At 57.5% G+C, this 24,669-nt stretch carries 23 protein-coding genes; 3 read left to right on the top strand and 20 right to left on the bottom strand.

The window, feature by feature from the left end; all coding sequences use genetic code 11:
- Positions 1–183: 183 nt before the first annotated feature.
- The 20 genes from LAO21_03815 to rpmH all read right to left on the bottom strand — a co-directional run bounded on the left by LAO21_03815 (position 184) and on the right by rpmH (position 21,220).
- Positions 184–2,598, bottom strand: a complete 2,415-nt coding sequence (locus LAO21_03815; GenBank protein ID MBZ5551824.1) for an IPT/TIG domain-containing protein — start codon at positions 2,596–2,598, stop codon at positions 184–186.
- Positions 2,599–3,380: 782 nt separating this feature from the next.
- On the bottom strand, positions 3,381–3,800 hold the full coding sequence (locus LAO21_03810) for a F0F1 ATP synthase subunit epsilon (protein MBZ5551823.1): 420 nt from the start codon (positions 3,798–3,800) through the stop codon (positions 3,381–3,383).
- A gap of 44 nt (positions 3,801–3,844) precedes the next feature.
- Complete coding sequence (gene atpD / locus LAO21_03805; GenBank protein MBZ5551822.1) at positions 3,845–5,290, bottom strand: F0F1 ATP synthase subunit beta; 1,446 nt, start codon at positions 5,288–5,290, stop codon at positions 3,845–3,847.
- A gap of 48 nt (positions 5,291–5,338) precedes the next feature.
- On the bottom strand, positions 5,339–6,217 hold the full coding sequence (atpG, locus tag LAO21_03800) for an ATP synthase F1 subunit gamma (GenBank protein ID MBZ5551821.1): 879 nt from the start codon (positions 6,215–6,217) through the stop codon (positions 5,339–5,341).
- A 49-nt stretch (positions 6,218–6,266) separates the two neighbouring features.
- A complete protein-coding gene (atpA, locus tag LAO21_03795) occupies positions 6,267–7,808 on the bottom strand; it encodes a F0F1 ATP synthase subunit alpha (protein ID MBZ5551820.1) in 1,542 nt (513 codons plus the stop codon).
- A 41-nt stretch (positions 7,809–7,849) separates the two neighbouring features.
- Positions 7,850–8,386, bottom strand: a complete 537-nt coding sequence (gene atpH / locus LAO21_03790; GenBank protein MBZ5551819.1) for an ATP synthase F1 subunit delta — start codon at positions 8,384–8,386, stop codon at positions 7,850–7,852.
- 6 nt (positions 8,387–8,392) lie between these two features.
- Entirely contained in the window at positions 8,393–9,064 is a 672-nt protein-coding gene (locus LAO21_03785) for an ATP synthase F0 subunit B (GenBank protein MBZ5551818.1), read from the bottom strand.
- Positions 9,065–9,099: 35 nt separating this feature from the next.
- Positions 9,100–9,516 (bottom strand): ATP synthase F0 subunit B, encoded by a 417-nt coding sequence (locus tag LAO21_03780; protein ID MBZ5551817.1) that lies wholly within the window; start codon positions 9,514–9,516, stop codon positions 9,100–9,102.
- A 237-nt stretch (positions 9,517–9,753) separates the two neighbouring features.
- Positions 9,754–10,737, bottom strand: coding sequence for a selenide, water dikinase SelD (gene selD, locus LAO21_03775; GenBank protein ID MBZ5551816.1), 984 nt, complete (start codon positions 10,735–10,737; stop codon positions 9,754–9,756).
- Positions 10,738–10,951: 214 nt separating this feature from the next.
- Positions 10,952–11,353 (bottom strand): polymer-forming cytoskeletal protein, encoded by a 402-nt coding sequence (locus tag LAO21_03770; protein MBZ5551815.1) that lies wholly within the window; start codon positions 11,351–11,353, stop codon positions 10,952–10,954.
- A 9-nt stretch (positions 11,354–11,362) separates the two neighbouring features.
- Entirely contained in the window at positions 11,363–12,232 is an 870-nt protein-coding gene (locus LAO21_03765) for a ParB/RepB/Spo0J family partition protein (GenBank protein ID MBZ5551814.1), read from the bottom strand.
- Positions 12,195–12,986 carry an AAA family ATPase gene (locus LAO21_03760; GenBank protein MBZ5551813.1) on the bottom strand — a complete coding sequence of 264 codons (792 nt, stop codon included), beginning with the start codon at positions 12,984–12,986 and terminating at the stop codon, positions 12,195–12,197. The genes LAO21_03765 and LAO21_03760 overlap by 38 nt, the downstream gene beginning before the upstream one ends.
- A 333-nt stretch (positions 12,987–13,319) precedes the next feature.
- The gene (gene rsmG / locus LAO21_03755; GenBank protein MBZ5551812.1) at positions 13,320–14,015 is read right to left on the bottom strand and encodes a 16S rRNA (guanine(527)-N(7))-methyltransferase RsmG; all 696 of its coding nucleotides are present in this window, start codon (positions 14,013–14,015) and stop codon (positions 13,320–13,322) included.
- A 135-nt stretch (positions 14,016–14,150) separates the two neighbouring features.
- Positions 14,151–16,229 (bottom strand): tRNA uridine-5-carboxymethylaminomethyl(34) synthesis enzyme MnmG, encoded by a 2,079-nt coding sequence (gene mnmG, locus LAO21_03750; protein ID MBZ5551811.1) that lies wholly within the window; start codon positions 16,227–16,229, stop codon positions 14,151–14,153.
- 477 nt (positions 16,230–16,706) lie between these two features.
- The gene (gene mnmE / locus LAO21_03745) at positions 16,707–18,092 is read right to left on the bottom strand and encodes a tRNA uridine-5-carboxymethylaminomethyl(34) synthesis GTPase MnmE (protein MBZ5551810.1); all 1,386 of its coding nucleotides are present in this window, start codon (positions 18,090–18,092) and stop codon (positions 16,707–16,709) included.
- A 157-nt stretch (positions 18,093–18,249) separates the two neighbouring features.
- Positions 18,250–18,729 carry a hypothetical protein gene (locus LAO21_03740; protein MBZ5551809.1) on the bottom strand — a complete coding sequence of 160 codons (480 nt, stop codon included), beginning with the start codon at positions 18,727–18,729 and terminating at the stop codon, positions 18,250–18,252.
- Positions 18,730–18,766: 37 nt separating this feature from the next.
- The gene (gene yidC / locus LAO21_03735; protein MBZ5551808.1) at positions 18,767–20,374 is read right to left on the bottom strand and encodes a membrane protein insertase YidC; all 1,608 of its coding nucleotides are present in this window, start codon (positions 20,372–20,374) and stop codon (positions 18,767–18,769) included.
- Between the two features lie 123 nt (positions 20,375–20,497).
- Complete coding sequence (yidD, locus tag LAO21_03730) at positions 20,498–20,707, bottom strand: membrane protein insertion efficiency factor YidD (GenBank protein MBZ5551807.1); 210 nt, start codon at positions 20,705–20,707, stop codon at positions 20,498–20,500.
- Positions 20,679–21,047, bottom strand: coding sequence for a ribonuclease P protein component (gene rnpA, locus LAO21_03725; protein ID MBZ5551806.1), 369 nt, complete (start codon positions 21,045–21,047; stop codon positions 20,679–20,681). Before rnpA ends, yidD begins: the two co-directional genes overlap by 29 nt.
- 35 nt (positions 21,048–21,082) lie before the next feature.
- Complete coding sequence (gene rpmH / locus LAO21_03720) at positions 21,083–21,220, bottom strand: 50S ribosomal protein L34 (protein MBZ5551805.1); 138 nt, start codon at positions 21,218–21,220, stop codon at positions 21,083–21,085.
- A 352-nt stretch (positions 21,221–21,572) separates the two neighbouring features.
- Here rpmH and LAO21_03715 point away from each other — a divergent pair, with 352 nt between their 5' ends.
- Genes LAO21_03715 through hemC form a run of 3 tightly spaced genes read left to right on the top strand, consistent with a single transcriptional unit; the run spans position 21,573 to position 24,613 of the window.
- Entirely contained in the window at positions 21,573–22,388 is an 816-nt protein-coding gene (locus tag LAO21_03715; protein MBZ5551804.1) for a cytochrome c biogenesis protein, read from the top strand.
- Positions 22,389–22,394: 6 nt separating this feature from the next.
- Positions 22,395–23,669: a glutamyl-tRNA reductase gene (hemA, locus tag LAO21_03710; GenBank protein ID MBZ5551803.1), complete on the top strand. Its 1,275-nt coding sequence runs from the start codon at positions 22,395–22,397 to the stop codon at positions 23,667–23,669.
- Complete coding sequence (gene hemC, locus LAO21_03705; protein MBZ5551802.1) at positions 23,663–24,613, top strand: hydroxymethylbilane synthase; 951 nt, start codon at positions 23,663–23,665, stop codon at positions 24,611–24,613. Before hemA ends, hemC begins: the two co-directional genes overlap by 7 nt.
- The last annotated feature ends 56 nt before the right edge of the window (positions 24,614–24,669 follow it).

The raw sequence follows: 24,669 nt of genomic DNA, 5'->3' as shown, positions 1-24,669 counted from the left end.
TTGACAAGGCGGGTCGCAGGAGTCCGCACACGTCGAGGGATGCGTCGCCCTGGCGGAAGGTCGTCCGCATTCTCCCTGCCGCTCGAGTCATTTGGACGCGGGACGCGTCCACAGACACGGATCGTCGCCCAGTTCCCTGAGGCGACACGGAAAGGGCGCACTCCTGTGTCCCCCACAAGGATCCTATTTGTAGGTTGATCCTCCCTTGGACGGGAGATTGTATGCAAAGGAACTGTTGACCTCGTCGTTCAACGGCAAGACCAACGGAGATCCCAGCTCATTAAGGAAGTTTAAAGTCCCGGCCGATGCGGCGCTTCCCGACGGGTTCAGCAGAATCAATTGTGTTTGGAATCCCCCAAAAGCAACCAGCTGAGGGAAGAATACCGGCGCCGTGGAAGCAGATTCCGTTGCCACCGGCAGCGTGGTGAGGAGCGCATCCCCGCGCTGATTGTTCGTCTGCAGGAGGGTCAACGGGGATATGCCGTCCGGGCTCGCGGTTTCAATGGAAAGGGTTCCGGTAAAATTGCTCGCTTCCCCGCCGGTGAAGATCTGGTCGACAAACAAGGCGTCATGGCTGTTCGGCGCCAGCGCATGGTGGCCAGGGACCTGACTCAGGTCCTTGCTCGCCACCACCTGCCCATCAACCAGAGTGCGCAGCTTGAACGACACATCAGCGGTCTGGGTCGATGACGGATTCGCCAGCGCAACCCCCGTATCCTGGGCCAGCCCGCTGGAGGTCGGATGGGTATCCACGAAGATCAATCCCGACTGAATTGCCGGGGAAGATGGAACCCCCGCCGTGGTAACCGTGAACGCACCTTGAGTGAAGACAAAGACCCCGGTTCCAACAGGGGTGGCCTTGCCGGCGTCGGGGACGACCACGGCAAACCCATCCGTCAGAGCCCCTGTCCCGATCGAGGTCGCGGATTGCTCCGAGAACGGAGGAATGGAGTAAGGGATCTGAGCGATCGGTCCGGTGCCGAAATCAAAACCGGGCATCGAGGGGCTGTCTTTGAAGAGGAGGACATTCCCGGAGATCGGGCTGTTGGTGGTGTTCATCAGCACAATCACGGTTTGAAATCCACCCCCGCCCAGCAGGTGCGCGAAGACCAGTTTTGCACCCACGGCGGGGGCTTGCGTGAGATCGGCGACTGGAAAAGAGGTAAACAGCGCTTCATTTCTGGGCAACTGGTTGTTGGTCAGCTGTAATGTCAGCGCGCTGACCGGCTGCGTGCTGTCCACCCTTAAGGTCCCCTCAAAATTGTCCGCCGCGGCGCCAAAGAAATTCGAGTCCGTTACAAACCCCTGAAGGTGCGCCCCGTCAGCAAGCGCAGGCCCGGGCTGCGGACCCGCTTTGATGGTTCCATCGTTGTTGATGAGCGTGAAGGTCAGGTTCGCGGTGCTTCCGGAGCGGTTGATGATCGCGATCCCCGTATTGTTCGGGATCGGGCCGTTCACGCTTTTGAAAGGCTTCGAAGAGGCAAACATCAAGAAGGATCTTGTGGGGGTCGCTGAAGCCGTTCCCACCGTCGTAACCAGGACGTTGTTCTGCGAGAAGCTAAAGATTCCACTTCCGGCGGGGGCCTCACCGCCGGCAGCCACATCGGCCTGCTTGGAAGGCGCCGGAGTGGCCACCGCATAGGCAATCTTCAAGGTTGAATCATCAAAATACGTAAACGCGCCATCGATTGTGGACGATTTGCCATCCGGATTCTGAACTTTCAAGTCCACTGGACCTGCGGCGCTGGATGGAGGCGAAACCGCCGTCAGTTGGGAGGAGCTTATAAAGGAGGCGCTGACCTGATTCGATCCGAAAAACACGACCGCCCCGTTCACAAAGTTGGACCCGTCCAGAGTCACGGTTGTCCCTCCCCGGATGCTTCCAATGTGTGGGAAACTCGGGTTCGTTGGACCAAACTGTGGCGCCTGACTGGGAACCGTCGCGGACACCGAAATTGCCTTGGTCAGAATGTAATCATTCTGGTTGGTCAAATCCCCGTTAGCAGAATTCCCGGCAATATCGAATTCGATCGTACCCAAGGACGCGTCAGCAGGAGCGGTCCAACTGACCTGCCAGGTACAGGAAGTGGCAGCCGTACAGGTTCCAGCGGCATTGTGCGACACGTAGACAATTCCATTCACTGGGGTGGGAGACGTGGTGGTGCCTAATCCTCCCGGGGTGTCGAATCCTGTATTCCCTATTAAAGCAAAAGTTCCCGCCTGGGGGTTGCCGGAAGTCGAACTAGACCGGGCGGAAATCTGAAATCCAAAACGCCTTCGCGGCGGCGAGGTCTGAGGCCCAACCAGTCCGACCGTGATGTTCAGGGTGTATTGTTGACCGGGGACATAGCCGGAAGTCGGGAATCCGGAAGTGGTTATCCCGCTATTGCTGGTGGGATCATTCAGGGCAAACGAAAAATGACACACCGTACAATTCGGACCTGACCCGCCCGGCCAGCCGTTTTCTCCTGCCGGGGGTCCTTCTACATAACCAAACAGGACCACTGCAGAGACTGCGGCCACCGTGAATATCAAAACGAAGATCGCGAGCAGACTTGTGAAACTAAATCTTCTTGAAACAAACGCGCTCTTTGGCACAGACTAAGCCCCCCTCAACCTATAGTTCGCCTTCGAAGTGATTTTGCCCTTAATTCCGTCAATCTCATGAATTCGATTGAAGGTCCCCATCCGGGTTCCTGTCATCCATCGAGGATTCCAACGCTCTTCCCTGCTCTTTCATTGAAGGCCGGTGCTTTCGTGGGCCTGTAACCCCCCATGACAGAAACAACGAGGCCTGAGGTGTAAGACTATTAGGGGATCTTTCCCAAGTAGGAAATATAGAGCTCCAGGAATTTCTATTCTTGGATAGTGCCACATTCTACAGAATGGAACATGGCTTTGTTAATGAATACAAATAATTTATAGTTTATAAACTACTAATATAGTATTAATACATGACGTCGTTTTTTTTAACTCAGTCAATCTCTTACCCGGAGGATGATCTTGCGACTTCGACAGGAGACTGACAAATACATGGTGATATTTCAGGCAACTTTTGCGGTATCATGAATCAATATATAGCCTGCAAGACTCCATGGTTCAGTCAACAAATCATTAATACTAATAATGTAGTATATTATTGTCATACAAATCGTGAATTCGTGAGGTCTGAATTTCAGAAGGAAGAAACGGATGAGGGGTTCCCTCGGGGCGAGATTACTGCACCGGTTAAGGCAATTGATGCCACGCGGAAATTGGACCCTCTCCGCGGGATCAGGGGAAAGTCGAGGTTTGAGCTGTAAATTCGAAATGGAGTGGGGGTGTTGGGAAGGCGATCAGATCGTGGACGAAAAAATTTTGGGGTCCACCTCACGCCGGAGTCAGACGCGGCTGCTTGCGTGCTTTGCGACCTGGATACGGATCAGGGCTCGTTCGAGGGAAACCTGGGCGCGATTGAAATCGATCTCGGTATCATTGACCTTTGCCAGGCGTTTTTCGGCACGGGCCTTGGCGTCGAGTGCCCTCTGGATATTGATTTCCTCGGCCCGCTCGGCTGTCTCCGCGAGGATAGTCACCTTGTCGGGCAACACCTCGGCGTACCCCCACGCGACGGCCAGATAGGTGACTTCCGTCCCCTGCCGATACGAGACCTCACCGATCTTAAGTTCGGTGATCAGAGGAGCGTGACCCGGAAGGACTCCCAGGTAGCCCTCCTGGCCGGGGATTTGCACCTCATCGACCCATTCCAGGAGCACCAGACGGTCAGGGGTGACGATATCCAGTCTAATTTTATCAGGCAACATGCCGCCTCACTCCGATTGAGCCTCCGAAGAAACCGCTGTCTTTATTTCTCCTGTCCCGAGGTTTTTAGTTTTTCCGCTTTCTCGAGCGCTTCTTCGATGGTCCCCACCAGGTAGAAGGCCTGTTCCGGGATATCATCATGCTTCCCATCCACAATTTCCTTGAATCCCCGGATCGTGTCTTCCAGCTTCACGTATTTCCCTTCGAGGCCGGTAAATTGTTCCGCCACGAAGAAGGGTTGCGAGAGGAATTTCTGGATCTTGCGTGCGCGGGCCACAACGATCTTGTCCTCTTCGCTCAGCTCATCGATCCCGAGAATCGCGATGATGTCCTGGAGGTCTTTATATTTTTGCAGAATCAACTTCACGGCGCGGGCGGTGCTGTAATGGTCGGCGCCGAGGATGCGCGGGTCGAGGATTCGGGATGAAGATGCCAACGGATCGACGGCCGGATAAATCCCGAGCTCAACGATCTCGCGCGAGAGGTTGGTGGTGGCGTCGAGATGGGTGAATGTGGTGGCGGGGGCCGGATCGGTGTAATCGTCAGCGGGGACGTAAATCGCCTGCACGGAGGTAATCGAACCCTTCTTCGTTGAGGTGATGCGCTCCTGAAGTTCTCCCAATTCGGTGGCCAGGTTGGGCTGATAACCGACGGCGCTGGGCATTCGTCCCAACAGGGCTGACACTTCCGACCCCGCCTGGGTGAACCGGAAAATATTGTCGATGAACAGCAGAACGTCCTGTCCCTCCTCATCGCGGAAATACTCCGCCACCGTCAACCCGGTCAAACCCACGCGCAGCCGGGCCCCCGGCGGCTCGGTCATTTGACCGTAGATGAGCGCCGCCTTGGATTTCTCAAATTCCTTGATGTTGACCACTCCGGATTCCTGCATCTCCAGCCACAGGTCGTTCCCCTCGCGGGTGCGCTCCCCCACGCCGGCAAACACCGAGACTCCGCCGTGTTTGAGGGCAATGTTGTTAATCAGCTCCATGATGATGACGGTCTTGCCGACGCCGGCGCCGCCAAACAATCCGATTTTCCCCCCCCGAAGATACGGTTCGACCAGATCAACGACCTTGATTCCCGTCTCGAACATTTCGAGTTTTGTGCTTTGTTCATCGAACCCTGGAGCGGGTCGGTGGATGGGATAGCGCTTTTCGGCGTGGATGGGCCCCAGCTTGTCGACCGGTTCGCCGACGACATTCATGACGCGGCCGAGGGTGCACTTCCCGACGGGCACGGTGATCCCCTGCCCCAAATCCTCCGCGATCATCCCGCGGACCATCCCGTCCGTCGGCTGCATCGAAACGGCGCGTACCCGGCCTTCCCCGAGGTGCTGCTGAACCTCGGCAATCACATCGATGGGTTGGGGCACTTCGAAACCCGCGCTCGTGACCCGCAGCGCATTGTAGATCTTCGGCATGTGCTGCTCTTCAAACTCCACGTCTAAAACCGGCCCAATGACCTGGACGACCTTGCCTTGGCTCATGCTTCTCTCCACACAGTCATAAATTCAGGATGGCTTTGCAGCCGGGGTTCATAGCGCCGCCGCGCCACTCACAATTTCGATGATTTCCTTGGTGATGGCCGCCTGGCGGGCGCGGTTCATGTTGAGGGTCAGCGAATCGATCATCTCGGCGGCATTGTTGGTGGCGGAATCCATCGCCGTCATCCGGGCCGCATGTTCCGCGGCGGCCGATTCGAGCAGGGCGCGGTAGACCTGCACCTCCACGTGCTTGGGCAACAAGTCGTTGAAGATCACCCGGGGAGTCTGTTCGTAAATATAATCCGCCTGGCTTTCCAGTCCGGCGCTTTCGAGCTTGGCAACCGGCAACAACCGTTCGACGACGATGCGCTGCTGGATGATCGACTTGAATTCGTTATAGACCAGATAGACCGCGTCGAGCTCGGAGCGGGAGTATTCTTCGATGATCGCCTGGGCGATCTGCTGCGCATGCTCATACTTGAGCCGGGAGAAGATGTTGACGTACTCGTGGTGAATCTTCCAGCGGCGACGCTTGAAATAGTCGCGCGCCTTTCGGCCCACCAGCTCCAGGTCGAGTTGCTTGTCCGCATGGCCGTCGAGGAACCCTTGCGCGGCCTTGATGATGTTGGTATTGAAGCCCCCGCAGAGCCCGCGGTCCCCCGAGATGATCACCAACTCAATTTTGTCATCTCCCCGTTCGGCGAGCAGCGGATGGATCCTTTCAGCTTCCTCCTCGGAGAGGGTCTCCTGGACCCGGGTCACCAGGGAATTCAACACGGCCAGCATCCGGTTCGCGTAAGGACGCGCATTCACAATCCGCTCCTGGGCGCGGCGCAACCGCGCGGCGCTCACCATCTTCATCGCTTTGGTGATCTGCTGCGTGTTCTTGACGCTCCGGATGCGGCGTCGGATGTCGAGGATGTTCGCCATAACGAAAGGGCTGGTCCTTTACTCTGCCGGGTAAATGCGCTTCCCCGCCTCAGGCGGCCGCGGATTTCTGGAGGGCAAACTTTTCCTTGAACACGGTGAGGGTGCGGCTGATCTCTTCCCGCAATTCCCCATCGAGCTGTTTCTTGTCCACGATCTTTCGAGCCAGCGACGGGGCGGCCGTGTCGACATAGGTGTTCAGCTCCTGCTCGAACCGGCGGCAGTCTTCCACCGCAATGTCGTCCAGGAAGCCATTCGTCGCCGCATAAATAATCAAGATCTGCCGTTCCACCGGGAGGGGCGAATACTGGGCCTGTTTGAGGATTTCCACCTGGCGTTGGCCGCGGGCCAGCTGGGCCTGCGTGGCCTTATCGAGGTCACTGCCGAACTGGGCAAAGGCTGCCAACGCGCGGTATTGAGCCAGTTCCAACCGCAGGGTCCCCGCCACCTGCTTCATCGCTTTGATCTGCGCGTTGCCTCCCACGCGGCTCACGGAGAGGCCGACATTGATCGCCGGGCGGATGCCGGAATTAAAGAGATCGGCTTCCAGAAAGATCTGACCATCGGTAATCGAAATGACGTTGGTCGGGATGTACGCTGAGATGTCGCCGGCCTGCGTCTCAATGATGGGGAGCGCCGTCAAGGAACCGCCGCCGTTGGCATCGTTCAGTTTTGCGGCCCGCTCCAACAAGCGGGAGTGAAGATAAAATACGTCTCCGGGATAGGCCTCGCGACCGGGTGGCCGGCGCAACAGCAGGGAGATTTCCCGGTAGGCGGCGGCATGCTTGGAGAGGTCGTCATAAACCAGCAGGACGTGCTGGCCCTGGTCGCGGAAGTATTCCCCCATGGCACAACCCGCATAGGGCGCGATGTATTGCATGGGGGCGGGGTCGGAGGCGGAAGCGGACACCACGATGGTGTATTCCATGGCCCCGTAGTCGGCCAGCGTCTTGACGACCTGGGCCACCGTGGACCGCTTCTGGCCGATGGCCACATAAATACAGATGACGTCGCCGCCTTTCTGGTTCAGGATGGTATCGATGGCGACTGCCGTCTTGCCGGTCTGACGGTCCCCGATGATCAACTCGCGCTGGCCGCGGCCGATCGGGATCATGGCGTCGATGGCCTTCAATCCCGTTTGCAGGGGTTCCCTCACGGGTTGTCGATCCACCACGCCGGGGGCCAGCCGCTCGACCGGATTGAAGGCGTCCGCCGCAATCGGTCCCTTGTCATCATCGGGATGCCCCAGGGGGTTGACCACGCGGCCAATCAGGGCCTTGCCACACGGCACCGAGATGATGCGTTTGGTCCGGCGCACCAAATCACCCTCCATGACTTCGGAGGCCTCTCCCAGCAGGACGACGCCGACTTGGTCCTCCTCCAGGTTCAACGCAATTCCCGAAATGGAGTTTCCTCCCTCTCGAGGGAACTCCACCAACTCGCCCGCCATGACCTTTTCCAAACCATGGACGCGGGCAATGCCATCCCCGACGTTGATGACGCTCCCCACCTCGGACACACTGATCCCCTGCTCATAGTTTTCAATCTGCTCGCGTATCAGTTTCGAAATCTCTTCGGCTTTGATTTCCGCCATGAATCAGAACTCCCTGTCCATTCAGAATAAAAACGGTCCGCCTATCCCCCGCTCAATTGCATCCGGAGCTGGTGAAGCTGTTCGCGAATCGATCCGTCATAAACGGTGCTTCCTATTCTCGCCACCACCCCGCCAATCAGCTTGGGATCGGTCTGAGTCTCCAGTTGAATTTCTTTCCGGATGAGATCCCGCAGGCGGGCGGCGAGGATCACCTTTTGTTCTTCGTCGAGCGGCGTGGCCGTCGTGATCTCCACCGTCTGAATCCCCAGCCGCTGGTCAAGTTCCCGATGGACCGCGGCCAGAATCTCCTCATACACGTTGATGCGGTGATGGTCGATCAGAATATTGAGGAAATTACGAGTGGTCGTGCTGTAGCCCGCCCGCGCTGTGAGGGCCTGGAGGAGGCTCTTCTTCTGTGGAACCGGCACCGCGGGACTGATCATCACATTGACGAGTTCAGGAGATCGAGACAGCAGGGAGGAAAAACCCTGGAGCTCTGACCGAACCCGTTCCACCTCGTGCTTCGCGAGCACGACATCCGCAAGGGCCTTGGCATATCGGATTGCAACGGACGCCATTCGATCTCAACTCTTCCTGGCCGGATCAGGGTTTGAACGGGTCTTCGCTTCGAGCGAAGAAGCAAACTGCTGGAACAGCCGTCCCTGATTCTCTGGCCGGATCTGCAATTTGATCTGCTGCTCCGCCAATTCAACCACGAGCGCCGCTGAATGCTCCCGGAGATCTTTTTGCGCGTTCTTCACCAGAAGGGCCACCTCGTCGCGGGCCGAGGCGATGATCTGTTCCGCTTCCCGACGGGCGCCTTCGAGAATCTGCCTTCGATCCGCCTCCATCTCCGCCACGGCCGCTGTCTTCAGCGAGGCCATCTCCTCCTCAACCTGCTCCAATCGGGCCAGGGCCTGCGCCAAATCCCGTTCCGCCTTTTCCTTGGCAGTCCGGGCCTCTTCCAGCGACTTGCGGATATCCTCGCGGCGTGCCGCCAGAAATTGCTGCATCGGTTTTCGCAGGAAGTATCCGAGGCCGCCAAAGAGGACGAGGAAATTCACCCATTTGAAAAGCGATTCTTTCAGCCCGCCCTCTTCCGAGTGGTTATTTTCGGACGTGGCCCTCGCGCGCCCATCCAGGAAATGATGGCTGGCGAGATCGGACCGGGAAGCGGACGGCCACAGCAGGATGGCGGCGATCAGGAGCATTCCCAGGTGTCGCAGTGCGATATTTCGAGGTCCTGCCTCAACCATGTTTACGCTCGGGTCTGACGAATGAAATTTCAGAACTAGGCAAGAAGCTTCTGCACAATCGCCCGGGACAGGGTTGCCGCCTCCCGCGCCATCCACTCTTTGGCGTGCGTGGTTTGCGCGGTGATCTCGCGGCGGGCCTCTGCCAGGATCCGCTCGTACTCCTCCCGCCCCTGCTGAACCGTCTGCTGCCGGGTCTCGAGCGCCTGACGGCGGTGTTCCTCCTGGTGCTTGTAATTTTCCTGTCGCGCCTGCTGGATCAGCTGATGGTGCCGCCGCAGGGTCTCTTCCATCTTCGCCGTGCTCTGCCCGGCCTTCTCGAGGGCCCCTTCCGTGGATTGCCGGCGCTCTTCGAGAAGCGCGCCCACCGGACGAAGATAGAGCCTGCTTACGGCCCATGCCAGGACCGCAAACAGGACCATGACCACTACAATCGTGGCGTTGAGCTCAAGCATCGGTTTTCTTCTTCTGCTCTACGGGGAAGTCCTTGTGAAATAAAGAACGCAGAATCTAGCATAGGGCAGAGAACAGTGTCAACGGGTTTCCCCGTCACAAATTACCTCTGTTTCCGTATGAGTTGAACCTGATTCCGCGCAAAAGAATTTTCCAGCTTGGCACATTTGGGAGCAATTCCACGGGCGATGGAAACGCCCAGCCCGGGCTCCGTCCCACCCTCTTCCCGGACCCACTGGTCAGATCACCCGGAGAGGCATCGGACCCATTTCAACCGCCTTACCAATGGCGCTGGCGGGTATTTCGTGACGTTGCATCTCGAGAATCATGGGCTCGGCCTGATCCACGGGGCAGGAAATCAGCAGGCCCCCCGAGGTCTGGGGATCGTAAAGAAGCGTGCGGATCGATTCAGGCACTGCCGCCGTGAATTCGACGAGAGGCTCCAGGTACTTCCGGTTATTGACCAGCCCGCCCGGGATCATCTTCCTCTCGATACAATCCATCGCCCCCTCAATGGCGGGAATCCGGGTGTGATCGAATTCGAGGGTCACGCTGCTACCTTGCGCCATCATTCGAGCGTGGCCCAGAAGTCCGAATCCCGTGACGTCGGTCATGGCGTGAAGTTCGTAGCCCCGTGCAATCTTGGAGGCTTGGCGGTTCAACTGGATCATCCAGCGGACCGATGCTTGAACCACTGAATCGTCCACCGCTTCCCGCTTCAACGCGGTGCCGATCACCCCGGTTCCCAAGGGTTTGGTTAAAACGAGAACATCCCCCTCTTTGGCTCCCACATTTCGAATCACCTTTCCGGGGTCAATCAGTCCCGTAACGGCATATCCGAACTTAATCTCCTCATCCCCGATGGAGTGGCCCCCCACAACGGTGCACCCGGCCTCCATCATCTTATTCATCCCTCCAGCAAGGATACTCTCGAGAATTCCAAAATCCAATCCACTCCTTGGAAATCCTACAATAGTAAGAGATGAGATGGGAGTCCCACCCATCGCGTAGACATCACTCAGGGAATTGGCCGCAGAAATTTGGCCAAATTGGTAGGGATCATCTACAATTGGAGTAAAAAAATCCACGGTCTGAACCAGGGCCTGATCGGGTGCGATCAGGTACACGCCGGCATCGTCGTTGGTTTCAAAGCCAACCAACAGATTCTTGTCATGTTGCCGGGGAAGCCGGCTGAGAATCTGGTCCAAATCCTTTGGACCAATCTTAGCGGCTCAACCCGCGGCTTTTACCAGGCTAGTCAACCTGACGGTTTTATTTGTTGTGCTCATAATCCCAGCAAAACAGGCTTGGAGTTCCTCGTCCTTTCGCAGTGGATGATCTCGGGAAAAACCGCATGGAACTGCGTCTTTACCCCTCTCTTTCGCAATCCAAAACCCGCAATCCGAAATCGGAACGGGCGTTCCTTCTCCGAACGCGTCATCCTGCGTGAGCTGCGACGCGGTCCGGTTGCTCGACGCCGGGGTGAGACTCCATGGGCTCCGTCATGAAGCTCTTCCCATCGAAGATGGCACCGGTTTCGATGACGAGGACAGGGGTATGGATTTCTCCACTCACCCGCCCCTTGGAATGAATCTGGACCCGCTCCTTCGCATGGATGACGCCGGTGACCTTGCCCCCGATGGAGACTGTCCCGGCATGGATTTCAGCTTCCAGGACGCCGTGCTCCCCGACCAGCAGATGGTCATCGGTTTTGATAGTTCCCTTGATGGAACCGTCGACCCGCAACGTGCCGGAAAACTCCAGGTGTCCTTCAAAGAAGACCCCCTGGTCCAGAAACCCGGTGACCACGTCGGGTCCTTTGTCCTTTTTCCAGTTCATAACACGACCTCAGCCTTCAGGATTTTGAGCCGGCCGGACGATCAATTCGTAGAGCCGGATCAAATCATCCTGGGAATAGTACTCAATTTCGATTTGCCCTTTAGTTCCGTCCGGTGAAATCCGGACCCGGGTTCCCAAGGCCCGCTCCAGCTCCTCGACGGCATGAGCCACATTCGGATCCTGGAGGGGCACGACGTGCGTTGAGGGGGTGGGTCTGGGAGCATGCCGCCGGGACGCGGCCCGCTCCACCTGTCGGACCGACCAGTTGCCCTGGGCCGCCTTCTGGGCCAGCTCCTTTTGCTCCGCGGCTGATTCCAATGCCAGAAGCGCCCGGGCATGGCCCATCGACAGCTTACCCTCCGCGATCAAGTGCTGCACCTCCCGGGGCAACTTCAAAAGACGAATGTAGTTGGTGACCGTGGTCCGGTCTTTCCCGGTGCGATGCGCGATTTCTTCATGGGAGAGGCCCAACTCCGAATGGAGCCGCTGGAACGCCTTGGCCGCTTCGATGGGATTCAGGTTCTCCCGCTGGATGTTTTCCACCAGGGCCACTTCCAGCAACCGCTCATCCCGGATGGCGCGAACGACCACGGGGATTCGAAACAAACCCGCCAGCTGAGCCGCCCTCCATCGCCGCTCCCCCGCCACAATCTCGTAGCGATCCTGGACCTTTCGCACCAGCAGGGGCTGCAAGACGCCGTTGGACTTGATGGACTGGGCCAGTTCGTTGAGTTTGGCCTCGTCAAAATCGCTCCGCGGCTGAAAACGATTGGGCTCGAGCAGGTCGATGTCGACCTCCCGAACGCCTTCCTGGCCGCTGTCACCGCTCCGAATCAGGGCGCTAAGCCCCCGCCCGAGCGCCTTCTTTGTGGTGGTCATGCTCGAGGATCTCCCTTGCCAGTTGAATGTAACTTTCCGCCCCGCGGGAGCGGGCGTCGTACAGAATGATGGGCTTGCCGTGGCTGGGGGCCTCAGCCAGCCGGATATTGCGCGGGATGACCGTGGTAAAAATCTTCTCCCCAAAGAAATCCACCAGGTCCTGACGCACCTGGGTCGCCAGGTTGGTGCGGTCATCATACATTGTGATCAGAACCCCTTCCAGTTCCAGCTGGGGATTGAGGTGCTGCCGGATCCTCTCCATCGTGTCCAGGATCTCGGAGATTCCTTCCAGGGCAAAGTATTCGCACTGGATGGGAATCAGCACGGAGTCGGCCGCCACCAGGGCATTCAGCGTGAGAAGATCCAGCGCGGGAGGACAGTCAATCAAGACATAGCGATACTGCGCCCGCAGGGGATCGAGCCCATTGCGAAGTCGGATCTCCCGGTCTTCCATCCCGACCAGTTCCACGGTGGCCCCCACCAGATTCCTTTCCGACGGGATCAGGAACAAATGTTCCATCTCCGTCGCCTGGACCAGCGAATCAAAGGGTTCGAACAGGGTCAGTCCATGATAGATGGACCGACGCGCGGGGTCACGCCCAAATCCCAGACCACTGGTGGAATTGGCCTGCGGGTCAGAATCCACCAGCAACGTGCGGGCTTCGGCCGATGCCAGGGCGGCGGCCAGATTGATCGCCGTCGTCGTTTTTCCGACTCCACCCTTTTGATTGGCAATGGCAATGACTTGGCCCATGGTCGATGCGTCGGAATCTACCACAAATACCCGCCTCAACAAAATGTAAAATGGTCCGCGCCCGGTTTTAGGCCTTGGATGTTCCACGTGGAACAACCCGGAGCGGGTAAATCCCAAAGTCCAAAGTCCAAAATCCAAATAAAAACCAAATTCCAATACCCAAACAAGAAACATCAACGAAGCAATTTTCCAAAATAGGAATTCACCTCTTTTTAGGTTCTTGCATGGGTTTCTATCAAGCCGGAGTTATGTGGATCCAGCCGTTTGAGATTTGGATTTTGGGCTTTATCTGGATTTTGGACTTTGGAATTTGGAATTTACCCGCTTCGGGTTTCACGTGGAACGTTTTTCTCCGACCAGGACGACGCGTGAAGAGCCCGACGGGATCTGATGTACCTCATCCCAGGCCATCCGGTCCGGCCGGAGTCTCTGGAACTCCCTCGCCCAAGCCAGGCTCGTGGTCACGATCAACCGTCCACCCGGGCGCAAAACCGCGTTAAAACAATCAATCAGTTCTTGAGAAATCTTGACCCCCCTCACGGTGGCGGCATCGAAAACCCCTTCACCCTCCTCGACGAATTGCTGGAAACGGGCTTGTATCACGGTGGCCTCACTTGCCATTCCTAGCATGGAGATCACCTCATTCATAAACAAAACCTTTCGCGTGGACGACTCTACCAGGGTCAAGGACAGCCGGGGATTTATAATTTTCAGCGCCACCCCGGGAAAGCCCGCCCCGGATCCCACATCCAACAGGCTTCGGCACGGCTCGGGCAAAAACCGCGAGATATAAAAGGACTCGCCAAAGTGCTCCTCGTAAATGCGTCTTGCCTCGACAATTCGCGTCAAATTGATCTTGGCGTTCCACTTCTCGAGCAATTCCGTGTATTTTCGGACTTGCTCTATCTGCACCGTAGATAAGGACACCTCAAACTGTTGAAAGATAACAGCCATCTGGTCTAGGGTGAGCATGCAAGCCCTGTTGGGTGGACTGACCGCGTTGGTGTCAAACAGGATACGGGAATCCAAAATTTGGAGGTCAGGAATACTGGAAGTTCAAAACCTCCGGACAGAAACGAAGGCGATGAATCGACAACTGGAGTCGGGAATCCTCATGAAAAACCGATTGGGGCTCCGGCACGCCCGGGTGTGGAACCACCCCTCTCAGGCGGAGGGCTGAGAGTCGGATTCATCTTCCGCAGACAGAGAAGTACCCGCCTTCTGGCGCCGCCCCAATTCCAGGTACACTGCGACCAGTTGCACTGCCGCAGGGGTGACCCCGGGGATTCGACCCGCTTGATGCAAGGTTTGAGGCGAGACAAGGGTCAGTTTTTCAATCATTTCGCGGGAAAGCCCTGGAATCGAGGAATAGTTGAAATCGGCAGGGATCGGCCTCATGGCGGACCGCCGCATACGCTCGATCTCCCGCACCTGCTGGTTGAGGTATCCCTCGTACTTGACCTGGATGGCGGCGACGAGAAGTTCTCCCTCGTCGATCAGATGGGTGGTATTGATCTCCGAATTCAAAAATTCGGTGATCAGGGGAGCTACCTCAACGAGGCGGATCTCCGGCTTCCTCAAGAACTGTGCGAGTTTCGGCTTGTCGGTCAGTCGTGACTCCACCAGAGCGTCCACCTGCTCCCGCATCTTGGAGTCCCTTGGCACGGCGATGGAGTGCAACAGCTCCTTCAGCTTTGCGATCCGCTCCCGCTTCTTCTTGAATTCCGCGTATTCCTCCGGAGTGATCAGGCCCGCCTCATGGCCGAGGTCGGTGAGCCGGAGGTCGGCATTGTCGATCCGCAGGTGGAGGCGGTACTCCGCCCTCGAGGTAAACATCCGGTAGGGCTCGTTTGTCCCCTTCGTCACGAGATCATCGATCATGATCCCGATGTAGGCCTGTGTCCGGTCGAGCGTTATCGCCTCTCGCCCCTGAACCTTCAGGCCGGCGTTGATACCCGCCATGATCCCCTGCCCTGCCGCCTCTTCGTAGCCCGTGGTGCCATTGATTTGACCCGCAAAATATAAAGCCTCCACCCGCTTGGTTTCCAACGTGGATAGAAGTTCCGTCGGTTGGACAAAGTCATACTCAATGGCATATCCGGGGCGTATTAATTCGGCCTTTTCCAATCCTGCGATGGAGTGGACCATCCCCATCTGAACATCGACGGGAAGGCTTGTGGACAATCCGTTGAGATAGACCTCATAGGTGTCCAAGCCCTCGGGCTCCAAGAAGAGCTGATGGCGCTCTTTGTCGGCAAATTTGACAATCTTGTCCTCGATGGAGGGGCAATAGCGCGGGCCGAGGGTGCGGATCTGACCACTGTATAGCGGAGAGCGATGGAGATTGCGGCGAATGATGGCATGAGTCTCGGGGGTGGTATAAGCGATGTGACAATTCACCTGCCGGAGCGACAGTTCCTTCGTCCGGAAGGAAAACGGCGTCGGCCGGAGGTCGCCCGGCTGGGGGGTCAATCGGGTGTAGTCGATGGTTCTCCCGTCAAGACGGGGGGGGGTGCCGGTCTTAAGCCTCCCGGTACGAAAACCGATGCGCTTCACCGCTTCGGCCAGCAGACAGGAGGGGGGTTCGCCACTGCGTCCCGCTGAATAGCGGCGTTCTCCGACGTGAATCAAGCCGTTGAGAAATGTCCCTGTGGTCAGAATGACGGCCCCGGTCTCAATCACGCGTGTGTCCATCAATTCCACGCCACGGACCCTGATCTTGTCGCCTGGCAGAATCTCATCCCTCAGCGCCTGGTAATCCCGGATATCCAGTTTCCCTTCAAAATGGGTCTTTTCCGGGGAACTCAACATCAATTCTGAAGCCCGGATCATGACCCCATTGTGCTCCAGAATCAAATCCACGACCTCCGCCTGCTTGATGGTCAGAAGAGGCTGTTGTTCCAGGACCCGGCGCATTTCCACCCGGTATTTCTGCTTGTCCGCCTGGGCGCGGGGGCTCCAGACAGCCGGACCGCGGCTGGTATTGAGCAGCCGAAACTGGATCCCAGTGCGATCGATCACCTCCCCCATCACCCCGCCCAGCGCGTCGATTTCCCGGACCAGGTGGCCCTTGGCAATGCCGCCTATCGCGGGGTTGCACGACATCTGTGCAATGAGGTCGAGGTTCATGGTCAGCAGGGCGGTCTTCAGGCCCATCTTTGCGGCCGCGGCGGCCGCCTCGCAGCCGGCATGACCGGCCCCGATCACCACGACATCATATTTTTCGTCCGCTGCAGATTTCATGACTTCCATCAACTTTCAGGCGCTCCCGAGCGCACCCTCACTTCGGACCCTGCATTCTAGTACGGAGCCTGACAAAAGGGAAGCGCCGGCGCCGGGGGAGGTCGGCACTCCGACATTCCGTGAAAAAAATCACTTGTCCTCGGAATTCATTATATCGTTTTACGACGTATCGTCTCATTGACGGAAGCGGGGGCCGTTCGGGGAGGGCGCGTTGAGGCTGCGTCGGATGGAGCTTGTTTACCCTTCGCACGCCGGTCTGTCGGAGCACCCGGGGTAGTGACGAATTCATTCGTCGCTCATTCGCAGGCATCCACAAAACGCATGCCTGCGGCACCCGGGGTAGTGACGAATTCATTCGTTTTCATTCGCAGGCATCCACAAAACGCATGCCTGCGGCACCCGAGGGAGTGACGAATTCATTCGTCGCTCATTCGCAGGCATCCACAAAACGCATGCCTGCGGCACCCGCGGGTTCGCTCACTTTCCGACGCAGAAGCGCGAAAAGATATTCCCCAGGATGTCTTCGGCAGTGGTGGCCCCGGTGATCGTGTCGAGCGATTTCAGCGCACCATACAGGGCCAGAAGGATTACTTCATGGGGGTCCTTGGCGTCCACCCCCTGCCGCGCCTCTCCAAGCTTTGCCTCGCACTCCGAAAGCAACTGGTGATGACGCAGGTTGGTCACCACGGACTGGGGGAGGACGTTACCTACCGACCGGCCGGTAGCCATTTCGAAAATAACCCCCTGAAGAGACTCAATCCCGTCGCCGGTCTTGGCGGAAACCGACAGCACCCGGCGGCCTAGGAACTCCGGCCGGGAGGGTTCAATCCGCACGCCCAGGTCGCACTTGTTCAGCACGATCACGTGCTTCAGGGGCCGGACCTCCCGGACGAGGTCCCCTTCTCCGGGATCCCACCGCCCGGAGGCATCCAACACCAGCAGGACCAGATCACTTTCCGCCAGGGCGGCGTACGATCGGGCCACGCCCTCGCGTTCCACCCGGTCCATTGACTCGCGGATCCCGGCGGTGTCCATCAGCCGCACGGGAAGACCATGAATCTGCGCCATCTCGGAGATCAGGTCCCGGGTCGTTCCGGGAATCTCCGTCACGATGGCTCGCTCGCTCGATAACAGGCGGTTGAAGAGACTCGACTTCCCGACATTGGGCCGGCCGATGATCGCCAGGGTGAGCCCATCCCGGATGATGCGGCCGGCCGAAAAACTCTGGAGGATGGGATCCAACTCGCCCTGAAGAACTTGCAGCCTGGATTTAATTGCTTCGTCGGCGAGAACCGGGACATCATCTTCCGCAAAATCGATTCCCGCTTCCAGGAGGGAGATGAGGTCAATCAGATGGTCCTTCAGTGGCCCCAGGGTTTTCGACAGTAGCCCATGTGCCTGTTGGATGGCCACCTGCGCCTGGTAAAAGGTCCGGGCATCAATCAAATCCTGGATGGCCTCCGCCTGCACCAAATCAATGTGTCCGTTCAAAAAGGCTCGTAGGGTGAATTCGCCGGGTTCGGCAATCCGCGCCCCCTCGGCCATGGCGAGCTGAACGACGTGATGTAGGACGACGGGGGATCCGTGACAGCTGATCTCAACGACATCCTCGCCGGTATACGATTTCGGGCCCTTGAAGAAGGTCACTACCACCTCATCGATCAAGGCGCCGCTGGAGGGATCCACAAGGTCAATGCGTTCGGCATACCGCGGCGAGAGGGCCGCGACACTCTCGGGGGAGCCCTTGGCCGCCATGAGGTTCCGCGCCACCGCCAGGGCGTTGTCCCCGCTGAGTCGGATAACACCGATACCACTCCGTCCCGGGGGCGTGGAAATGGCGACGATCGTGTCGTGGGCCAGCACCCCTGGATTTTATATCAAGCGGGAGAAAGGGGGAGAGAAGTTTGAAAGGGGAAGTGGGGGGAGGGAGCCGAGAACAAACTGCCAGCTCTGATTAATTCTGTGGATTCCCTGAATAGGTCGGAAAAGGCCGACGAGGACGTCGGCCCCACAGCGGAATCTACTCTGAGGGATAGATCACTACTTTTCGATATTCGCCTTCTCCCTCGCTCTCCGTGCGAATGGTCTGGTCGTCCGCCAAGGCGAGATGAACGATTCGGCGCTCCCGCGAATCCATGGGGTTTAATTTGAACGGCAGTCGGGTGTCCCGGACCTTTTCCGCCGCAGTGCGAGCGATCAGTTGAAGCTCGGTCATCCGCGTTTGTTTCTTGCCCATGACGTCGCAGTTGATCATGCCATGCTCGTTGACGTCCGTCTGGAAAATCTTATTGAGCAGGTACTCGACAGCATGGAGCAGTTCACCCCGGTCCGCGATGAGTTCTTCCACATCCCGCCCGGAGAGATCCAGATATAGCATCCCCTCCGTCACGGAGGTGGCGCATTGAACCTGGAACCCCATCGTCTCAAAAAGATTATGGGCAAATCCCATGAGCCGCGTTTGAAAATCCGTCTGATTAGAAATCTCTGTCTCTTTTTCCATAGTTGAAATACTAAGGACGCTGAAACCCTTCCCTTCGTCACTTTTTTGCGGTGCCGGGCGCCGCTACCATCCCGTGCTTGTTCAAGTACAATTGTTGAATAATCCCGATCACATTCCCTGTCAACCAGTAAAGCACCAACCCGCTCGCCACTTTCGCAAACATGAATCCAAAGACGAGGGGCATCAACATGAAGAGCTTGGCCTGAGCAGGATCAGCCGATGGGGTCGGCGTGAGTTTCTGCATCAGGAATTGCGTGACGACCATGATGATCACCAGAACGAAGGTCTTGTCATACTGTGACAGATCCGGGATCCAAAGGAATGAAACCTGACGCAGGTCAATGGCTACCGTCAAGACATTGTAAAAAGCGATCAAAATCGGCATTTGTAGTAATATGGGAAGGCACCCACCCAACGGATTGACCCCGTGCTCCTTGTAAAGGGCCATCATCTCCTGATTCATTTCCTGTTTCTTGGGATCATTGACCTTATATTTCTTATATCTCTCCTGGATTGCCTTTATCTTAGGCTGGAGTTTCTGCATTCTTTGAGCAGAAACCATGCTTTTCCAGCGCAAGGGGAAGATTGCCATGTTGATGACGATTGTCAGGAGTATGACGGCCAACCCGTAATTCTTACAATAGCCGTAGATCCATCTTAGCGCAAGAAATAATGGCTTTCCAATGATACCGAACCATCCGAAATCGACGAGTGACTCCAGTTGAGGATCGACGCCCCTGAGGATGCTGATCTCTTTGGGACCGACGTACAAACGGTTCATCCCGGGTGGGAGTGCGAGGCGAGCACCGTTCTGAGTGACCTGAACTCGCGAGATGGGTGCAAGAGGAAGGAAGATCGCCACAAAATATCGGTCTTCTACACCCCCGACCTTAAATCCCCCGGCCAGATCCTGGGTATCCTTGACCTTCGCCAGCGAGGTCTTGGTGGGCCTTCCTTCGGTGAGGGTCACGACCTCGCGCGGGTCATCGCGGATCTCCAGGGCATTGTCTCCAAATCGTGCCGGCCACTCCACCAGACAGGGCACACTGCTGCCAGCCCTTTTTGCCTGGATATTCAATTCGGCCAGGAAAGAATTGGGCTTCAGGGAGAGGGATTTTTCAACCTCAACGCCATTCTCGGAATATTGCAGGACAACCCCGGTTGCTCTCTGCCCTGCAATGTTTTTCGCGTCTCCCGGGGCCTCAGCAAAGAGCGCCGAATTGACCTCATTCGTCAGATCGTTGTTGTCAGGGAAGTACAACGAAAGAGGCAGTCCTCCTTTGGCAGGATCGCCCCCCGCGACCAGGTCGAGAACCTGCCGGTTCGAATCCTTGAACTGTTTCAGGATCCAGCTCTTCACGACCCCGCCGCGGTTTGAGAGAATCACCTTGACCAGCGAATTTTCCAGCACAATATCGTGTTCGCGTTCAGCTTTGATCGGAGTAGCGGATGACGCCGCTGCGGGCGATTTTATCTCCGCAGGGGTGGGGATCACCGGCGGCTTTTCAGCAGGGATTGACTGTGTTGCCGACGCGGGAGGCTGCGCGGGCCGGGCGGTCTGCTTGAATTTCTTTTCAATCAGGACCTGGGAGAGCACCAGCACCAGCAGCGACAGCACAAAGGCAAGGAGGAATCTTTTTTCCATGAGCTTTATCAGTGATCGGCGGATAAAACCTGAAATACAAAATTCATAGGGGAGGGATCAACCGATATCTCGTGTTCCGAAGAGGACCGACCCCCTCTCCCTTTTTGATTCCCGCAAGTCAGGTCAACGCAAGGGATCGTAACCCCCTTGAACGAGCGGATGGCATCGTGCCAATCGACGCAATACGAGCCAACTCCCCTTAAAAATCCCATACTTTTCCACCGCCTCGGAGGCATAGACGGAACAAGATGGAACAAACCTGCAGGAGGGGGGGAGCACGGGTGAGACGAATCGGTGATATAGGTTAAGAGCGCTTAACACCAAACGACGCATCGTACTTTCCCTTCAATTGTGAGAGCACCCGGGCGACATCCTCCGCAAGCGCCTGGCATTTCAAGTTGGCCGCGGACGGATGGGGATTGAAGACAAAGTCGAACCCTGGCATCGCCTCTCTTTGGTGAAAGCGCAAGGCCTCCCGGAAAATGCGCCTGATCCGGTTGCGCCGGACAGCCGACCCCAACTTCTTCGACACAGTCATTCCAAAACGACTGTACGCCAGATGATTCTGATCAAAGAAAACAACGAAATGAGATCCTCTTGCCCGACGGCCGTTCTTATACACCCTTTGAAAGTCACTTCTACGAGTCAGCCGAATTTGCTTGGGAAATCTCAAGGAACCATCTACCCTCATCCCCCAAACGGTTCTGCCTAAGGAATCAACCGCTTACGACCTTTTGCCCGTCGCCGCTTTAGAACCAGGCGGCCCGAGCGTGTCGACATGCGTTCCCGAAAACCATGAGTTTTGGCGCGCCGTCTCCGATTGGGTTGAAATGTTCTCTTCGGCATCAGGTGTGCTCCTAGTTTGATTCCAGCGTGCTTACAAAACCCCCACTATAGTGACGCTCCGCCCACCTGTCAAGCCAATTGCAGGCCCGGCGCACGCGCTTCCGCGCTCCGCGTCGTTTGTGGGAAAGCGGCTCTTTTGCTATACTTCCTCATTTGCATGGTTGTCACCTTCGACCGGGCGCGTGATTCTGTTCAAGCTTGTCTCTGCAATAAGGAAGTGCCCGCTGCCCGACCCTGGTGCCCTGCGGGGCGTCGTTTGGCATGAGCATCGACAGCACCGGAGAGTTTGCTTCGCAATCTTGAGCGATGGCATACATTCCAAGACTTCCGTCGGTGAACAGGATTCTCCTTCATGTACATCATCCTCAGCTGGATCGCCATCCTTTCGTACCTGATCACTGAAGTGCTTTACGGACTCAACCTGGTTGAGCGCAGGCCGGCCTTCGCCAAGCTGGCGTCCCGGTTTCTGGTTCTCAGCATGGCGATTCATTTTGGCGCCATGCTGGCACGGTCGCGCCAGTTCCAGGTGGTTCCTTACAATGATCTCTATGGATCGCTTTCGTTGTTTGCGTGGATGGTGGCGATCATTTACCTGGCGCTGGAATTCCGTCACCGCCAGAAGTCCGTCGGGGCGTTCCTGCTGCCCATTCCCATCATCCTTCTGATCCTCGCCACCCTGTTGAACCGGACGGAACGCTACACGCCGCCCGCCGAATTGCGCGGCGCACTATTCGCGTACCATGTCACCTCCAACATTTTTGCCTACTCCGCCTTCACGGTCTCTTTCATCCTGTCGGCGATGTACCTGTTGCAGCACCATCAAATTCGAATTCGCCGCTCCGGGCTTCTGTTCTCGCGCCTGCCTTCGCTGGAGCTTTTGGAGCGCATGAACCGCACCTCCGTCGCCATTGGCGTCCCGGTCTTGGTGTGCGGAATCCTGCTGGGGTCGCTCTGGGCGCGGAAACTTCATGTCCACTGGGCCTTGGACCCCAAGCTCGTGTGGTCGCTGATTACCCTGCTGGTCTACGCCGGGTACCTCTATTTGGAGAAACAGGGAACGTGGAAAGGGAAGCGCTCCGCCATCATCTCAGTGTGCGGTTTCCTGATCATCATTTTCAGTTACAGCGTGGTGAACCTGTTCTTTTCCTCTTTCCACAAATTTTATTGAACTCGGATGCCGATCTTTTTAGTTGGACTCAATCACACCACGGCCCCGGTGGAAGTCCGGGAGCGGGTGGTTTTCAATTCGGATCAGAGCCGGACTGCCCTGACCACCCTTTCGGAGCGAGGATTGCTCCGCGAGGACGTCATCCTGTCGACCTGCAACCGCAGCGAGATTTACGGCCTCACGGAGGGAGAAACCAGTCCTCTCGAGGAGATTCGGAATTTCATTTGCGAATTCCATCAAATCACCCCGGCCACCCTGAACGGCTGCTTTTACCAGCGGGCCCAGGAAGAGGCCGTGCGGCATCTGTTCCGGGTCGCGTCCAGCCTCGACTCCCAGGTGGTGGGGGAGCCCCACATCCTCGGCCAGGTCCGCAACGCGTTCGTCCTGGCGCTCGAAAACAAGAGCACGGGAATTGTTCTGAACCGGCTGTTTCAAAAAGCGGTGGAAGTAGGGAAGCGGGTCCGGGCGGAAACGGAGATCGGCAGCCGGCCGGTGTCCCTCAGTTCCGTCGCCGTTGAAACCGCCGCCAAGATTTTTGGAAAGCTGGAAGGGCGTGCCGTGCTGGTGCTCGGGGCGGGGGAGATGAGTGAGCTGACCGTCGAGTCTCTCTCCTTGCACGGCGTAACAAACTTCGCCGTCGCGAATCGCTCGTTCGATCGGGCGAAGGAACTGGCGGCGAAGTTCAAGGGCACCGCGATCCCCTGGGAAAATCTGGACGAGGCGCTGCTGCCACCGGATATCATCATCAGTTCCACCAGTTCGCCCGACTTCGTGATCACCAAGGCGCACCTGGAACGGCTGATGTCGGCGCGCAAACATCGTCCCCTGTTCTTCATCGACATCGCCCTGCCCCGCGACATCGACCCCCGCGTCCAGGAAATCTACAACGTCTACCTGTACAATCTCGACGACCTCAAGTCGATCGCCGAGAACAATCGCGCCGAACGTGAGAAGGACATCCCCAAGGCCGACCGCATCGTCGATGAAGAGGTGCGCCTCTTCATGCGCTGGCTCGAGGGGCTGGCCGCCGTTCCGACCGTCACCAGCCTTCGAAAGAAAGTGGAACTGATCCGGACCGCTGAACTGGAAGCGCACTTGCGCAAACTGGGGCCGTTGGGCGAGCGGGAACGGAATATCATTGATGCCCTGACGCAGTCCATTGTGAACAAGATTCTGCACGAGCCGACCATCCGGCTCAAACGCACCGCAGATGAAAGCGAACGCCAGGACCACGCCAAGGCGTTACGGTATCTCTTCGACCTGGACAAAGAAGAATGGTAAAACGCATCATCATCGGCACCCGGGGAAGTCAGCTCGCCCTGTGGCAGGCACACTTTGTTCGCGACGCGCTGTCCCGCCAGTCGCCTGAAACGACGGTCGACCTTAAAACCATCAGGACTGAAGGCGACCGCGATACCAGCGCCCCGGTCGCCCAGTTGAGCGGCAAAGGCGTGTTCATTAAGGAAATTGAAGATGCCCTGTTGTCCCGGGAGGTCGACATCGCCGTGCACAGCATGAAGGATGTCCCCACCGAGATTCCGAAAGGACTGGCCATCGCCGCGGTCTGCGAGCGTGAGGACGTGCGCGACGCCCTTCTCAGTCGTGCTGGAAAAAAACTCGCCGAGCTCCCCTCCGGCGCCCGGATCGGAACCAGCAGCCTTCGCCGCCAGGCGCTTCTAAAACATTTTCGGTCCGATTTTGAAATCCTGACGCTCCGGGGAAATTTAAACACCCGGGTAAGAAAGCTGGACGAGGGCCTTTACGATGCCATTGTGCTCGCCCGGGCAGGACTGCACCGATTGGGCTGGTCCTCCCGCATTACAGAGACCCTTTCTACCGACATCGCCTTGCCGGCGGTCGCCCAAGGGGCGGTGGGAGTCGAATGCCGCGACGACGACCCGCAACTTCTCCAGCTGGTGGGCCGTCTCAATCACTCGCCCACCCGGTCGGCAGTGGAATCAGAGCGAACCCTGCTGCGGGAGCTCGAGGGAGGATGCCAGGTCCCCATCGGGGCGTGGGCTCGAGTCGAAGAGGGGCGCTTTATCCTGGAGGCGTGCGTGATGTCGATCGATGGAAAGATTTATTTGCGGGATCGAATCGAGGGAAGGGAATCGGAGGCATCCTCCCTCGGCTCTACCCTGGCCAGGAGGCTTCTCCAGGCTGGTGCAGATAAGATTCTGGACGCGATTCGACGATCCGCGGCATCGGAACTGCCCGCGGTATGATTGGAAACCCCACTGGCCTGTTCGGTCTGAAGCATCCTCAGGAACGAACGGGCTCA

The organism is Terriglobia bacterium (assembly GCA_020073085.1).
In the GTDB taxonomy this organism is placed as follows: Bacteria; Acidobacteriota; Terriglobia; order JAIQFV01; family JAIQFV01; genus JAIQFV01.
Note: the sequence above shows the minus strand (reverse complement) of the source record. Positions and strands in the feature narration are given on the sequence as shown.

Bases quoted from the DNA above. Each gene is read 5' to 3' on its own strand.
- atpD (MBZ5551822.1), bottom strand. From the start codon at position 5,290: ATGAGCCAAGGCAAGGTCGTCCAGGTCATTGGGCCGGTTTTAGACGTG.
- atpG (MBZ5551821.1), bottom strand. From the start codon at position 6,217: ATGGCGAACATCCTCGACATCCGACGCCGCATCCGGAGCGTCAAGAAC.
- atpA (MBZ5551820.1), bottom strand. From the start codon at position 7,808: ATGGCGGAAATCAAAGCCGAAGAGATTTCGAAACTGATACGCGAGCAG.
- atpH (MBZ5551819.1), bottom strand. From the start codon at position 8,386: ATGGCGTCCGTTGCAATCCGATATGCCAAGGCCCTTGCGGATGTCGTG.
- LAO21_03785 (MBZ5551818.1), bottom strand. From the start codon at position 9,064: ATGGTTGAGGCAGGACCTCGAAATATCGCACTGCGACACCTGGGAATG.
- LAO21_03780 (MBZ5551817.1), bottom strand. From the start codon at position 9,516: ATGCTTGAGCTCAACGCCACGATTGTAGTGGTCATGGTCCTGTTTGCG.
- LAO21_03770 (MBZ5551815.1), bottom strand. From the start codon at position 11,353: ATGAACTGGAAAAAGGACAAAGGACCCGACGTGGTCACCGGGTTTCTG.
- LAO21_03765 (MBZ5551814.1), bottom strand. From the start codon at position 12,232: ATGACCACCACAAAGAAGGCGCTCGGGCGGGGGCTTAGCGCCCTGATT.
- LAO21_03760 (MBZ5551813.1), bottom strand. From the start codon at position 12,986: ATGGGCCAAGTCATTGCCATTGCCAATCAAAAGGGTGGAGTCGGAAAA.
- mnmG (MBZ5551811.1), bottom strand. From the start codon at position 16,229: ATGAAATCTGCAGCGGACGAAAAATATGATGTCGTGGTGATCGGGGCC.
- LAO21_03740 (MBZ5551809.1), bottom strand. From the start codon at position 18,729: ATGGAAAAAGAGACAGAGATTTCTAATCAGACGGATTTTCAAACGCGG.
- yidC (MBZ5551808.1), bottom strand. From the start codon at position 20,374: ATGGAAAAAAGATTCCTCCTTGCCTTTGTGCTGTCGCTGCTGGTGCTG.
- yidD (MBZ5551807.1), bottom strand. From the start codon at position 20,707: ATGCGTCGTTTGGTGTTAAGCGCTCTTAACCTATATCACCGATTCGTC.
- rpmH (MBZ5551805.1), bottom strand. From the start codon at position 21,220: ATGCCGAAGAGAACATTTCAACCCAATCGGAGACGGCGCGCCAAAACT.
- LAO21_03715 (MBZ5551804.1), top strand. From the start codon at position 21,573: ATGTACATCATCCTCAGCTGGATCGCCATCCTTTCGTACCTGATCACT.
- hemA (MBZ5551803.1), top strand. From the start codon at position 22,395: ATGCCGATCTTTTTAGTTGGACTCAATCACACCACGGCCCCGGTGGAA.
- hemC (MBZ5551802.1), top strand. From the start codon at position 23,663: ATGGTAAAACGCATCATCATCGGCACCCGGGGAAGTCAGCTCGCCCTG.